Annotated in this window: 10 protein-coding genes and 2 pseudogenes; 8 read left to right on the forward strand and 4 right to left on the reverse strand. The window is 69.7% G+C overall.

The features are described 5' to 3' along the window. The first annotated feature begins 42 nt into the window (after positions 1 to 42). The 4 genes and pseudogenes from B1H19_RS00665 to B1H19_RS39450 all read left to right on the forward strand — a co-directional run. Complete coding sequence (locus B1H19_RS00665; RefSeq protein WP_083102330.1) at positions 43 to 894, forward strand: helix-turn-helix transcriptional regulator; 852 nt, start codon at positions 43 to 45, stop codon at positions 892 to 894. A gap of 214 nt (positions 895 to 1,108) precedes the next feature. Further along, on the forward strand, positions 1,109 to 1,816 hold the full coding sequence (locus B1H19_RS00670; RefSeq protein ID WP_237288971.1) for a M24 family metallopeptidase: 708 nt from the start codon (positions 1,109 to 1,111) through the stop codon (positions 1,814 to 1,816). Between the two features lie 284 nt (positions 1,817 to 2,100). Then, a complete protein-coding gene (locus tag B1H19_RS00675; RefSeq protein ID WP_083102332.1) occupies positions 2,101 to 6,354 on the forward strand; it encodes a bifunctional nitrate reductase/sulfite reductase flavoprotein subunit alpha in 4,254 nt (1,417 codons plus the stop codon). Between the two features lie 421 nt (positions 6,355 to 6,775). After that, positions 6,776 to 6,961, forward strand: a pseudogene (locus B1H19_RS39450) (IS630 family transposase); the annotation flags it as partial. Between the two features lie 11 nt (positions 6,962 to 6,972). On the opposite strand, the gene B1H19_RS38420 reads toward B1H19_RS39450, so the two are convergent. The 4 genes from B1H19_RS38420 to B1H19_RS00695 form a co-directional block, all read right to left on the reverse strand. After that, positions 6,973 to 7,125, reverse strand: coding sequence for a hypothetical protein (locus B1H19_RS38420; RefSeq protein ID WP_159027906.1), 153 nt, complete (start codon positions 7,123 to 7,125; stop codon positions 6,973 to 6,975). Between the two features lie 19 nt (positions 7,126 to 7,144). After that, positions 7,145 to 7,924, reverse strand: a complete 780-nt coding sequence (locus B1H19_RS00685) for an ATP-binding cassette domain-containing protein (RefSeq protein ID WP_237288973.1) — start codon at positions 7,922 to 7,924, stop codon at positions 7,145 to 7,147. After that, positions 7,921 to 8,955, reverse strand: a complete 1,035-nt coding sequence (locus B1H19_RS00690; protein ID WP_083102334.1) for an ABC transporter permease — start codon at positions 8,953 to 8,955, stop codon at positions 7,921 to 7,923. The genes B1H19_RS00685 and B1H19_RS00690 overlap by 4 nt, the downstream gene beginning before the upstream one ends. 140 nt (positions 8,956 to 9,095) lie before the next feature. Beyond that, positions 9,096 to 10,052 carry a substrate-binding domain-containing protein gene (locus tag B1H19_RS00695; protein WP_237288976.1) on the reverse strand — a complete coding sequence of 319 codons (957 nt, stop codon included), beginning with the start codon at positions 10,050 to 10,052 and terminating at the stop codon, positions 9,096 to 9,098. Here B1H19_RS00695 and B1H19_RS39455 point away from each other — a divergent pair. From B1H19_RS39455 to B1H19_RS00710, 4 genes and pseudogenes are all read left to right on the forward strand, one after another. Next, positions 10,039 to 10,230, forward strand: coding sequence for a hypothetical protein (locus tag B1H19_RS39455; protein WP_237288978.1), 192 nt, complete (start codon positions 10,039 to 10,041; stop codon positions 10,228 to 10,230). The two genes, B1H19_RS00695 and B1H19_RS39455, sit on opposite strands and share 14 nt — an antisense overlap. A 142-nt stretch (positions 10,231 to 10,372) precedes the next feature. After that, positions 10,373 to 11,479, forward strand: coding sequence for a LacI family DNA-binding transcriptional regulator (locus B1H19_RS00700; RefSeq protein WP_083102336.1), 1,107 nt, complete (start codon positions 10,373 to 10,375; stop codon positions 11,477 to 11,479). Beyond that, complete coding sequence (locus B1H19_RS00705; protein WP_237288980.1) at positions 11,469 to 12,539, forward strand: carbohydrate kinase family protein; 1,071 nt, start codon at positions 11,469 to 11,471, stop codon at positions 12,537 to 12,539. Before B1H19_RS00700 ends, B1H19_RS00705 begins: the two co-directional genes overlap by 11 nt. 10 nt (positions 12,540 to 12,549) lie before the next feature. Further along, positions 12,550 to 12,822 (forward strand): annotated as a pseudogene (locus tag B1H19_RS00710) (transposase); the annotation flags it as partial. Between the last annotated feature and the right edge of the window lie 40 nt (positions 12,823 to 12,862).

Consider the following 12,862-nt stretch of genomic DNA (forward strand, 5'->3'; position numbering starts at 1 on the left):
AGTACCTGGATGAACTCCGTGTCCCCCGCGCACACTTGGGGCGTGGACAGACGAGAACTGGCGGCCTTCCTGCGCAGCAGGCGCGAGCGGATCAGCCCCGCCGATGTGGGACTGCCGAGCGGGCCGCGCCGTCGCACTCCGGGGCTGCGCCGCGAGGAGGCGGCGCAGCTGGCATTCATCTCGACCGAGTACTACACACGGCTGGAGCAGGCCCGCGCTCCACGCCCGTCGCGCGAGGTGCTGGCCGGGCTGGCCCGCGCCCTGCGCCTCTCGGACGCCGAGCGCCATCACCTCCACCACCTGGCCGGCGCACCACCGGGCCCACTGCCCGGCCCCTCCCGCGAGGTACGGCAGAGCATCCTCGACCTGCTCCAGCGCCTACCGAACGCAGCGGCAATCGTCACGTCCGCGACGTTCGAGGTCATCGCCTGGAACGCACTGGCAGCCGCCCTCATGGAGGACTTCTCCGCCCTGCCGCCGCGCGACCGCAACCTGGTGCGCCGGGTCTTCCTCGGGCCGCACCGGCAGGGACGGCGGCTGTACGGAGTATCAGACGCGGAAGCATTCGCCCGCTCCTCGGCCCGGCAACTGCGCGCCACCGCCGCCCGCTACCCCGACGATCCCGACATGGCTCAGCTGGTGGGCGAACTCCTCTCCGGAAGCGAGGAGTTCGCCCGGCTGTGGGCCTCCCACGACGTCCGCGCCGAACCCACCCTGTGCAAGACCTTTCAGCACCCGCTCGTCGGCCCGGTCACCGTCAACTGCGACGCCCTGGACATCACCGACCGCGACCAGCACGTCATCATCTACACCGCCACACCCGGCTCATCGTCCGAGGAGGCACTGCGGCTACTGTCGGTCGTCGGCACGCAACGCATGGATGTGTCTGGCTGACAGTGCCTCAGGCGTGAGGGCGAGAACCGGCTCCTGCCTATGGGATTGCCGGGATCTCCTTGCATATGTGTGCGCATGGTGCGAATCTTCTTGCATTTGCAGACGTGGCGATACGGTGATCGGCCGAGCGCGTACGAGACACCCGGCGTGCGGATCGGACACCTCGCTGCGCCGATCACAGCGGTACGCCCGCCACCACGGGAGGGGAGACCTCGTGAGAGACGAGACACCGGATGTGCTGGAAAGCCGGCGGGTCGAGGGGCTGGTGGCCGCTCAGGAGAAGGCCATCGCGTTGTTCGCCGAGGTGGAGAAGCGCGGGCTGGTGACGCCCGGCCGCGGTGAGCGCGAGGTCAGCGACCTGGTCCGCGACCTGGCCAACGAGATGTTCGGCACCACCAAGCACTGGCACAAGCGGATCATCCGCTCCGGGCCCAACACCCTGCGGCCGTACCGCGACAATCCGCCGGACCGGGTCATCGGGCCCGATGACATCGCCTTCGCCGACTTCGGCCCGATCTTCGAGGAGTACGAGGCGGACTTCGGGCGCACGTACGTCTTCGGCGACGACCCGGACAAACACCGCCTCCTTCAGGACCTGCCGCGGATCTTCGATGCCGGCCGTGCCTTCTTCGCCGGGGACCCGGACATCACCGGCCGACAGCTGTACGCCGAGGTCGAGCGTCTTGCCGCGGCGGCCGGCTGGGCCATTGGCATCTGGCACGCGGGCCACCTGGTCGGCGAGTTCCCCCATGAGACGAACGACGGCGCCAAGGCCGATTCCTACATCACCCCGGAGAACGACACCCCGTTGCGCCGTACGGACCGTGCCGGGCGGGCCTGCCACTGGATTCTGGAGCTGCATCTGGTCGACCGGAAGCGGGGCTTCGGCGGGTTCTACGAGCAGCTCCTCGACCTCGCCTGAGGTCCGCGGGCATGCCGGTGCGGGATGCCGCTGCTCGTGCGCGGCCGCAGGGCTCTGTGCAGGCCCCTTGTCCGTACGGGCGGGGGGCCTGCGCCGTCCCCACGCCGTCGCCACCGCGCTCACATCGCGCGGTGGTGGCGTGTGCGGCGGGCGTAACCCCGCGCGCTCCCGACGTGTGACGGGCCGGAAATTCGATCTTCCTACGGTGCTGGTCATGGGGCTTTCCGTCAGCGGCGGGACGCTCCCGGTTCGGGAAAGTGCACGCACGGCGGGGTGGGGTTTCGGTGGCAGCTGACTCGAAGGACGGCAGTGTCCGCACGGTCTGCTCGTACTGCGGGGTCGGCTGCGGGATCGTGCTGGAGGTGGCGCGGGATCCTGCTGACGGGCGCCGCCGGGTGGCGAAGGCGTCCGGGGACAAGGCGCACCCCACCAATTCCGGACGCCTGTGCACGAAGGGGGCGACCAGCGCGGACATGATGGCCGCGCCCGGGCGTGTGGAGAAGGCGCTGGTGCGTGCCGAGCGCGGCGCCCAGACGGTCGAGACGGAGGTGGACGAGGCCATCGCGTCGGTCGCCGCACGGCTGCGGGCGATCCTGGACGAGCACGGGCCGGACGCGTTGGCGTTCTATGTGTCCGGGCAGATGTCCCTGGAGGCTCAGTACCTGGCGAACAAGCTGGCCAAGGGCTTTGTGCGGACCCATCAGATCGAGTCGAACTCGCGGCTGTGCATGGCGTCCGCAGGGTCGGGCTACAAGCTGTCGCTGGGCGCGGACGGTCCGCCGGGTTCGTATCAGGACTTCGACAGCGCGGATGCGTTCTTCGTGATCGGCGCCCATATGGCCGACTGCCACCCCATCCTGTTCCTGCGGCTGATGGACCGGGTGAAGGCGGCGGGCGCCAAGCTGATCGTCGTCGACCCGCGGCGCACCGCGACCGCCGACAAGGCCGACCTCTTCCTCCAGATCAGGCCCGGTACCGATCTCGCCCTGCTGAACGGTCTGCTGCACCTGCTGGTCGCGAACGGCCATACCGACGAGGGATTCATCGCCGAGTTCACCGAGGGATGGGAGGAGATACCCGCCTTCCTCGCGGACTACCCGCCCGAGAAGGTCGCGGAGATCACCGGCCTCGCCGAGAACGACATCCGGCAGGCCGCGCAGTGGATCGGCGAGGCCGGTGCGTGGATGAGCTGCTGGACCATGGGCCTGAACCAGTCCACCCACGGCACCTGGAACACCAATGCCCTGGTCAACCTGCATCTCGCCACCGGCGCCCTCTGCCGCCCGGGGGCCGGTCCGTTCTCGTTGACCGGTCAGCCCAACGCCATGGGCGGCCGCGAGATGGGCTATATGGGTCCCGGTCTGCCCGGGCAGCGCTCCGTTCTGGTCGACGACGAGCGCGCGTTCGTCGAGAGCCTGTGGAAGATCCCCGAGGGCTCGCTGCGTGCCGAGGCCGGGCGCGGCACCATTGAGATGTTCGAGCGGATGGCCGCCGGTGACATCAAGGCGTGCTGGATCATCTGCACCAACCCGGTCGCCTCGGTCGCCAACCGCAAGACGGTGATCGCCGGTCTGGAGGCCGCCGAACTCGTCGTCACGCAGGACGTCTTCGCGGAGACCGAGACCAACGCGTACGCCGATGTGGTCCTGCCCGCGACGCTGTGGGCGGAGGCCGACGGCATCGTGATCAACTCGGAGCGGAACCTGACCCTGGTGCAAGGGGTCGTCGATCCGCCCGGACAGGCGCTGCCGGACTGGCAGTTGATCGCCCGGGTGGCCTGTGAGATGGGCTTCGCGGAGGCGTTCACGTACACCTGCGCGGAGGAGGTGTTCGAGGAGCTCAAGCAGGCGTGGAACCCCAAGACCGGCTGGGACCTGCGGGGCGTGACGTATGAGCGGCTGCGCACCACACCGGTGCAGTGGCCGGCGCCGACCGTCGACGGCCCGGACCGCAACCCGATCCGCTACCTCAACGACGGTGTCAGCCAGACCCTCCTGGAACGTGCGGACGGCACCCGTCCCCGTCTTGCCTTCCCGACCGCGAGCGGACGCGCCCGGTTCTTCGCCCGCCCGCACCTGCCCGCGGCCGAACTCCCCGACGACGACTACCCGTTCGTGCTCACCACCGGCCGTCTCCAGCACCAGTGGCACACGATGACCAAGACCGGCAAGGTCGCCAAGCTCAACAAGCTGAACCCCGGCCCGTTCGTGGAGGTTCATCCCGAGGACGCCGAAGCGCTCGGGATCGCGGAGGGCGGCCATCTGGAGGTCGTCTCCCGCCGAGGGCGCGCCGTGCTGCCCGTCGTGGTCACCGACCGGGTCCGGCCCGGCACCTGCTTCGCGCCCTTCCACTGGAACGACCTGTTCGGCGAATACCTCAGCATCAACGCCGTCACCAGCGACGCCGTCGACCCGATCTCCTTTCAGCCGGAGTTCAAGGTCTGCGCCGTCACCCTGGCCAAGACCGCCGCTCCCGTCCCGGCGGCACGCCCGAGCACACAGCCGGAGACCACACCCGTGCCCCACTCCCCCGCACCTCTACCGGCGGCTGCGACAACCGTCCCCGCGGGCTCCCCCGTCCACGCGCTCGCCACCGTCTTCGGCATCCCCGACCTCTCCCCCGTGCCGCTGGCCGAGCCGGAGCGCCGCTACCTCGCGGGCTATCTCTCCGGTCTCACCCTGGCCCCGCCTGACGGGAGCGTCCCGGTACTGCCGCCCGATGCGCCCTTCGCCCCCGACTCCGCGCTGTGGGTCGACGGTGTCCTTGCCGGCATGTTCTCCCGCATCGCCGCGCCCGCCACCGCCGCACCTGCCCCCGGGACCGCGCAGAGCGCCGCACCGGCGGCCGACGCGGCCGCACCGACCCGTCGGCTGGTCATCCTGTGGGCGTCGCAGACCGGCAACGCCGAGGAGTTCGCCGCCACGGCCGCCGCACAGCTCGCGAAGGCGGGCCGAACCCCCGAACTGCTACCCATGACGGACCTCACTCCCACCGAACTCGCCGCCGAAACCGACCTGTTGATCGTCACCAGCACCTTCGGCGACGGTGACGCTCCCGACAACGGCGCCGACTTCTGGCAGGCGCTGTCCGCGTCGGACGCCACACCGCTGGAGGGGATCCGGTATGCGGTGCTCGCCTTCGGCGACTCGAACTACGACGACTTCTGCGGATACGGCCGCCGGCTCGACGAACGGTTCGACGCGCTCGGGGCCACCCGGCTCATCGCCCGTACCGACTGCGAGCCGGACTTCGAGGAAGCCGCCGCGCAGTGGCTCGGCGAGGTGGCCACCGCCCTGGCCGACGTCGAGGACCGGCAGAACGTGACCGGAGGTGGAGCCAAGACGGCCGCCCCGGAAACCACAGCCGTCGCCACCACACCGGCCGTCGCCACCCTGCCGCCCGCTCCCGCACCGCCCGGCTACAGCAAGGCATCCCCGTTCGCCACCCTGCTCGTCGGCAACAGGCTGCTGAGCCTGCCCGGTTCCCAGAAGGAGGTACGGCAGTTCGCCTTCGACACCCGCGACGGCGAACTCGCCTACGAGGCCGGTGACGCCCTCGGGGTGTGGCCGGCCAACGGCTCCGGACTCGTCGCCGAATGGCTTGCCCTCACCGGGCTGGACTGCGACGAAGGTGTCGACCTCGGCGACGGCGCGTCCCTCCCCCTCGAAGAAGCGCTGCGCACCCGCCTGGACATCACCCGCATCACCACCGATCTGCTCAAGTTCGTGGCGGACCGCACCGGCAGCCACGACCTGAAGCGACTGCTGCGGCCGGACAACAAGGACGCGCTCGCACAGTGGAGTTGGGGACGTCAGGCCGCCGACGTCGTCGCCGCCTTCCCCGTCCGCGCGTCCGCCGCCGAATGGACCGCCGTACTCAAACGCCTCCAACCCCGCCTGTACTCCATCTCCTCCAGCCCCCTCGCACACCCCGGCGAGGTCCGCCTCACCGTCTCCGTCGTCCGCTACACCAACGACCTCGGCCGCGACCGCAAGGGCGTGTGCTCCACCTACCTCGCCGACCACGCCGACGACGGCCCGGTCCAGGTCTTCGTACAGCGCTCACCGCACTTCCGCCCGCCCGCCGACCCCGCCACCCCCATGATCATGGTCGGCCCCGGAACGGGCGTGGCCCCCTTCGTCGGCTTCCTCGAAGACCGCCAGGCCCGCGGCCACACCGGCCCCAACTGGCTGTTCTTCGGCGAACAGCGCCAGGCCACCGACTTCTACTACCGCCAGGACCTGGAGACATACCGGGCATCCGGCCACCTCGACCGCCTCGACCTCGCCTTCTCCCGCGACCAGCGCAACAAGATCTACGTCCAGGACCGCATGCGCGAACACGGTCCCCGCCTGTGGCAGTGGCTCCAGGACGGCGCCCACTTCTACGTCTGCGGCGACGCGGGACGCATGGCCAAGGACGTCGACCAGGCCCTCAAGGACATCGCCGCCACCCACGGCGGCTTGGACGACGACGAAGCCGCCGCGTACGTCAGACGCCTCGCGACAGACAAACGCTACGTACGCGACGTGTACTGACAGCGCCTGCCCGCCATCCCGTGGATCCCGGCGTGCCGTCCTGCCGCCGGCAGGCAGGCAGGCGGGGAAAGGGCAAGTTCGCGGAACGTGGCCGTGACACTTCCCCACGACGTCACGCATCGCCAGGCATATCAAGCGGCCAACGGGGAGTTGCTGAAGAGCGCTCATCTGCCGGTCGACGTTGTTTGGCCGAGCGGACCGTCCGCTGTGGCCCGTGTCAGGGGGGCCTTGAGCGTGTGTCACCGAGACTTGAGCGCTCTGGTCAGAGGCCCCAGGAGGCGGCCCAAGCCAGGAACTCCACGGCCCGGTGCCGGCGGTGCAGCGAGCCGATGACCTTCCCACTCGCCACTTCCAAGGCGGCGATTCGTCGTTGATTGGGTATGAGTCGTCCGGGTCCGAAGATTCCGCCGTTGTCGGTAACGAACTCACGCAGAAGAAACTCAAGCGCGGCGTCCACCGCTCCGTCCAGGCTCTGGAACGCGACATCCGAGCCTGGCTCGCCGACTGGAACGAGCACCCGCGACCAGTCGTCTGGACGAAAACAGCCGACGAGATCCTCAACAAAGTCGCCGCCTACTGCCACCGAATCTCTGACTCAGGTCACTAGCCATGCCTCCTTCACCGCAACAGCAGCAGGTTCGCCAGGCCCAGCGACGTCTGGTGGTCCTGCGCCACGCCGAGGACGGCGCGGACGGAGCCGTCCGGCGCGGATGCGACAAGGGTCGGTTCGCCGCCGAGGCGGTCCTCAGCGATCCGGCACTCGGCGGTCATGTCCCCCCTGGTGTTCCCTTCAGGTCGCTTCGGGGGCAAGCTTCTTCGCGCCCGTCATGATGGCCACCGCGTCCTCCATGGAGTGCGACTGGGGGGTGATGACGCCCGCGCAGCCGCCGAGTCGCTGGATGTGGATGCGGTCGGCGACCTCGAAGACGTTGGGCATGTTGTGGCTGATGAGGACGACGCCGAGGCCCTGGTCGCGCAGGTCGCGCACCAGTTTGAGGACCTGGCCGGTCTCGCGGACGCCGAGGGCGGCGGTGGGCTCGTCGAGGATGACGACGCGGCCGCCGAAGGCTGCCGTGCGGGCGACGGCCACGCACTGACGCTGGCCGCCGGAAAGGGTTTCCACGGCCTGGTTGATGTTCTGCAGGGTGCCGATGCCGAGCCGCTTGATGTGGTCGGATGCCTGGCGCTTCATCTCGCTGGTGTCGAGCATGCGGAACACCGAGCCGAGGACGCCCTTGCGGCGGACTTCCCGGGCGAGGAACAGGTTGCTGGCGATGTCCAGGGCGGGGGCGACGGCGAGGGTCTGGTAGACCGTCTCGATGCCTGCTTCGCGGGCGTCCTGGGGCCGCTTGAAGTGGACTTCCTTGCCGCCCACGAAAAGGCTGCCCTGATCGGGGACGAGGGCTCCGGACAGGCACTTGATCAGGGTGGACTTGCCGGCGCCGTTGTCGCCGATGACGGCGAGGACCTCGCCGGGGTGGAGGGTGAGGTCGACGTCGTTCAGGCCGACGACCTTGCCGAAGAGCTTGACCAGGCCCTTGGCTTCGAGGACGGGGGCGGTGGTGGTCACGACTTCACACTCCGGATCCACTGGTCGACGGAGACAGCCGCAATCACCAGGATGCCGACTGCGAGGACTTGGTAGTTGGGGTCGATACCGGCCAACGCGAGGCCGTTGACGAAGACCTGGACAATGAGCGCGCCGATCAGCGAGCCGAACACCACGCCTCGTCCGCCGAAGAGGCTGGTGCCGCCGATGACGACGGCGGTGATGGACTGCAGGTTGGCGTTGAGGCCGCTGTTGGGGTCGCCGCCGCCGACGCGGCCGACCAGGATCCAGGCGCCCACGGCGATGGCGAGGCCGCCGACCATGTAGGCGCTGAGCAACACCCGGTTGACGGAGATCCCGGCGAGGCGGGCCGCCTCGACGTCGTCGCCCACGGCGTACAGGTGCCGACCCCAGGCGGTGTAGCGCAGGGCGTAGCCGATCACCGCGTACAGGGCGATCATGATCAGGACGCCGTTGGTCAGGTTCAGCTGGCCGAGGGAGACCGTGTTGGCGGTCCACATGAGGATGTTGCCCGGCTGCAGGGCGATGGTCTGGCCCTTGGCGTAGATGAGGGTGATCGCGGTGAAGATGCTGAGGGTGCCGAGGGTGACGATGAACGGCGGCAGCTTGATCTTGGTGACCAGCAGTCCGTTGAGGGCCTGTGCGGCGATGGCGACGACGGCCCCGGCGAGCAGGGCCACCACGCCCGGCCAGTGGTTGTCGGCGACGAGCTTGGACATCAGCAGCGAGGCGAGCACCATGACCGCGCCGATGGACAGGTCGATGCCGGCGGTGAGGATGATGACCGTCTGCCCGACGGCCAGCGAGCCGATGACGGCTACCTGCTGGATGACGAGCGAGAGGTTCTGCAGTGCGTAGAAGCGGTCGTTGACCAGGGAGAACACCACAGCGGCGAGCACCAGAACGATCGCCGGGCTGAGTGCGGGCTGGCGGTGCAACACCGAGTGGATGCGCTGGGTGAGGGTGGCGGGCCGGTTGAGGAGCTCCTCCGCCGGTGCCGTTGTGGCGTGAGGGTCCGCGTGGGTGGTCACAGCAGGTCCTTTACTGTCCTGTTGGTCCGAGCCGTCGGAAGTGGGGTCCGAGAGAGCGGGATGCGCCGCCGGGGTCGGGAACCGGCGGCGCGTCGATCGGGCGGCGCCTGGGCGCACCCGCCGGGCAGGGTCGGCCGGAGTCAGTTGCCCCAGCAGGCGGAGGCGGCCTGCGACGGGGTCTGCACGGTCAGCCCGCCGAGGGGCTTTGCGGCGGCGACAGCGGTGCCGGTGTCGTGGAAGGACTTGCCGTCGGTCACGCTGGGCTTGCTGCCGCCGCGGGCCAGCTTGGCGATCGAGTCGACGCCGAGGGCGGCCATCTTGCCGGGGTACTGGACGGCGTCAGCGGCGAACTCGCCGCTGGTGAGGTTCTTCAGGCCGGCACAGCTGCCGTCGATCGCGTAGATCGCGACGTTCTTCTCCTTGCCGGCTGCCTTCAGCGCGTTGTACGCGCCCTCGCCCGCGGGCTCGTTGATCGCGTAGACGACGTTGATGTCCGGGTTGGCCGACAGGCAGTTCTCCATCGCGGTGCGGCCGCCGTCGATGGCACCCTGGGTGGGCTGGTGACAGGCGATGGTGTACGTGCCGGACTTGCCGCCGGAGTACGTGCCGGACTTGGCTTCCTTGCCGTTCTCGCCCTTGCTGCCGGGGTTGATGCCCATGCCTTCCAGGAAGCCGTGGTCGCGGTTGATGTCGACGGAGACGACCTGGTTGTTGAAGAGGTCGAGCATGGCGATGACCGCCGGCTTGCCGTTCAGGGCGGCCGCGGCGTACTGGCCGTCGAGCTTGCCCGCCTGCGCGTTGTCGGTGGCGTAGGTGAGGTTCGCGATGCCGGCCGGGTTGGGCGCGGTGTCCAGGGCGATCACGAAGAGGCCGGCCTGCTTGGCCCGGTTCAGGGCGGCGTTCACCGCGTCGCCGTTGGTGGTGATCAGGATGCCCTTGTCACCCCGCGATATGGCGTTGTCGATGGCGGTGATCTGGGTCTGGGTGTCGCCGTCGGTGTTGCCCGCCGCCACCGTGAGACTCACGTTGTCCTTGGTGGCCTGGGTCTTGGCGTCCTTCTCCATGCTCACGAAGTAGGGGTTGGTGAGCGTCTTCAAGATCAGCGAGACACCCACCTTGCCGCCGCCGCCCGACGCGGACGAAGAGGAGCTTCCGTTCGAGGAACCGCAGGCCGCAAGCGTGGCGCCGAGGCAGACGCTGACGCCGATCGCGGCCACTCGGGTACGCCTGCTGCGGCGGCTCGACGCCTGGCTGGAGGAGATGTTCATCGCTTGATCCCTTTCGGAGCCATCCCGTGACGTACCGTGAGACAACGTTGACTTGGCGAGATACTGGGCCCGTATGGACGAGTCCGTCAAGACGCTGATAGACATGCGCGGGCAACGAGTAGGTAACGCACAACCGGTTGGAGACAACGATGACTCAGGGCGAGGCCGCGCCCAGGTCCACCCGCAGCCGCCCCACCATGCGTGAGGTCGCGGCGCTGGCCGGAGTGGCCATCAAGACGGTCTCGCGCGTGTTCAACGACGTCCCCACCGTCGATCCGGCGATCGTCGCCAGGGTCCGCGAGGCCGCCGAGAAACTCGGTTACCGTCCCAACCTCACGGCCAGCAGTCTGCGCCGCGGGGACGGCCGCACCGCCACCATCGGCATGCTCGTCGAGGACGCGGCGAACCCCTTCTCCGCCGTCCTGACCCGCACGGTGGAGAACGTGGCCCGGGAACGCGGGGTGCTGGTGCTGGTCGGCAGCCTCGACGAAGACCCGACCCGCGAAAGGGAACTGGCCCAGGCACTCGTCGACCGGCGGGTCGACGGGCTGGTGATCGTCCCGGCGGGACGCGACCAGAGCTACCTGATCAGCGAGCAGCGCTCCGGCACCCGCATGGTCTTCGTCGACCGCGAGGCCGGCCTGCTCGACGCGGACGCCGTCGTCTCCGAGAACCGGCAGGGCGCCATCATCGCCGTCAACCACCTGCTGAAGGCCGGCCACTGCCGCATCGCCTACCTCGGCGACCGCGCCTCCATCCCCACCGCTGCCCAGCGCTTCGACGGCTACCGACACGCCCTGGAAGTCGCGCATCTCGCATACGACGACGAGATCGTCCGCCACGTCGGGTCCAGCGAGGAGGCGGCCATCGCCGCGGCCGAGCAGGTCCTGTCGCTGCCCGACCCGCCGACGGCGCTGTTCACCAGCCAGAACTTCGTGACCACAGGCGCCGTCCGCGCGCTGCGCGCCATGGGCCGGCAGGACTGCGTCGCGCAGGTGGGCTTCGACGACTTCCCCCTGGCCGACATGCTCAGCCCGGGCATCTCCGTCATCGCCCAGGACGTCGAGCGGGTGGGCAGGACAGCCGCCGAGATGCTCTTCCGCAGGCTGGACGGCGACGAGTCGCCCACCCGCACCGTCACCGTGCCGACCCGGCTCATCAAGCGGGGCTCCGGCGAGATTCCAGCCGAAAGACCCCGCCATGATGGAAGCCGTAGGAGCCACCGCACGGCCCCCGGCTGTGACCGTGATCGGTGAAGCGCTCATCGACCTGGTCCAGCTCGCCGCACCCGGCGACTACCGCGCCCGGCCCGGCGGCAGCCCGTTCAACGTCGCCGTCGGCCTGGCCCGGCTCGGACATCGCACCGCGCTCATGGCACGCCTGGCCGACAACACCTTCGGCCGTATGCTCCGTACACACGCCGCCGCCGAGGGCGTCGACCTGACGTACGCCCCGGCAGCCGCCGAACCCACCACACTCGCCGTGGTCTCCATGGATCCGGAGGGCCGGGCGGGTTACGACTTCTACCTGGACGCCACCGCGGACTGGCAGTGGACCGAGGCGGAAACGGCCCTCGTCCCGCGGGAGACCGCTGTACTGCACTTCGGCTCGGTCGCCTCCTGGACGTCTCCGGCCGACGCCCACATCCACTCCGCCGTCCAGCGCCTGCGCGCCGAGGGCACGGCGCTGATCAGCTACGACCCCAATGTCCGCCCCACCCTCCTTGGTGACCCGGAGCGCGGGAGGCGGGCCGTCGAACGCAGCGTCGGCATCGCCCACCTGGTCAAGGCCAGCCGTGAGGACGTCGAGTGGCTTTACCCGGACACGCCGATCGAACGGATCGCCGCTCACTGGCTGGAGCTGGGCGCGCTCCTCGTCGTCATCACCGACGGCCCAGACGGGGCCCACGCCTTCCACGCCAGTGCGGGAAGCCTGAGCCGTCCCGGGCGGAAGGTCGCGGTGGTGGACACCGTCGGCGCGGGCGACGCGTTCACCTCGGGGCTGCTCGGGGCGTCGGCCCGCCACGGACTGCACAGCCCGCAGACGCTGGCCGCGGCCGACCCGGGCGTGCTGAGGACCGTCGTGGACGACGCGATCCTCGTCTCCGCGCTGACCTGCGAGCGTCTGGGCGCCGACCCGCCCACCGCCCTGCCCCGCCACGGCCAGCCTGCCCGGGCACCCCTGGAGGTGACAGAGCTGGCCTTCACCGACGACAACGGGCCGACGCGCACGGTCAGTTCGACGCCGCTCCCGATGCCGCCGGTCCTCGTGACCGCTCGACACACGCCTAAGACGTCATCTCATTTGGCTCGGTAAGCTTGCGGGCGTGGTCTCGATCGTTGAGCGGCTGGTGCCGGATGAGTTGTGGGAACTGTTCCAGCGGGTGGTTCCGGAGGCTCCGTCGAGACCTCAAGGCGGCGGCCGACGTCGGCACGGTGACCGGGAGGTACTGGCTGCAATCGTGTTCGTGGCCACGTCGGGCTGTACGTGGCAGCAGCTGCCGTCCGCGTCGTTCGGCCCGTCCGGAGCGACCGCTCACCGGCGCTTCGCCGAGTGGACGAAGGCCAGGGGGTGGGCCAAGCTTCATCGCGTGGTCCTTGGCTCGCCGGATGCCGCCACCTGCACCGCCACTACGAGCG

The sequence above is a fragment of the Streptomyces gilvosporeus genome, from assembly GCF_002082195.1.
Taxonomy (GTDB): Bacteria; Actinomycetota; Actinomycetes; order Streptomycetales; family Streptomycetaceae; genus Streptomyces; species Streptomyces gilvosporeus.

Coding starts and splice junctions, on each gene's coding strand:
- B1H19_RS00700 (WP_083102336.1), top strand. CDS start 10,373: ATGACTCAGGGCGAGGCCGCGCCCAGGTCCACCCGCAGCCGCCCCACC.
- B1H19_RS38420 (WP_159027906.1), bottom strand. CDS start 7,125: ATGACCGCCGAGTGCCGGATCGCTGAGGACCGCCTCGGCGGCGAACCG.